Raw genomic sequence first — 749 nt, forward strand, 5'->3', positions numbered from 1 at the left:
CTCGAATTTAGCCACTTTCCATCGCTTGACTTTATTTTGATGGCTTCGAAATCTCGCATTAACCTTTCAACGTAGAGCCTGGCTTGGGGGAGTGAGCAGTTGGATAGAAGTATAGTAAACTTCCCACCACCGACTCTTCCTGCCAGCCCTCTTCTATAGGCGAAGCTATTTTCCTTATCGATCAGCTTTGCGGCTAGGTTATCTCGACGTACTTTTGTTTGGAGCAATTGACCAAACTCGCTAAGCAATAGGTCGCCTGCGTGAAGGCCGTGCGCCTCATTAAACTTCTGAAAGTTGTCAATATCAATATCGATCCAAACAAGGTCGTTCTCGCTAGTTTTAATTGTATGTTCAATTTGAGTGTAGAGGGTTTGACGACTAAAAACCCCTGTTAACTGGTCTTGAGTTGACTCACCCAGATAATTTTCGTCGTCTCTTGCCAGCTTACGGTTTTCTTGTTTCAGGTTTGCGTATTTATAGCCAAGCAAGATGGCTAGCAGCAGTTGCTCGGTCACTGAACCTGCAATGAAAATATTGAGGGTGTCTAGTGATGGGGGGGTGTATCCAAGCCACATCCATACCCATAGGGTGCCCGTAATAAGGTGAGTGGTCCAGGCAAGAAGAAACAACTTCGCCATCGGGGGGTGACGCTTTAGTGCACCGATAGCACAGACAAGTATGATAATTGGAATGACTAGACCTATCGTTTCTACACACATGTAGGCAAGTTGGTCAGACATAAACCCTAG

Annotated in this window: 1 protein-coding gene; it reads right to left on the minus strand. The window is 45.5% G+C overall.

All coding sequences use genetic code 11. The annotated features are described in order from the left end of the window. On the minus strand, nucleotides 1–740 hold a 740-nt coding region (locus A3729_RS20680), incomplete at its 3' end, for a GGDEF domain-containing protein (RefSeq protein ID WP_156498053.1). Nucleotides 741–749 lie beyond the last annotated feature (9 nt).

The organism is Oleiphilus sp. HI0043 (assembly GCF_001634935.1).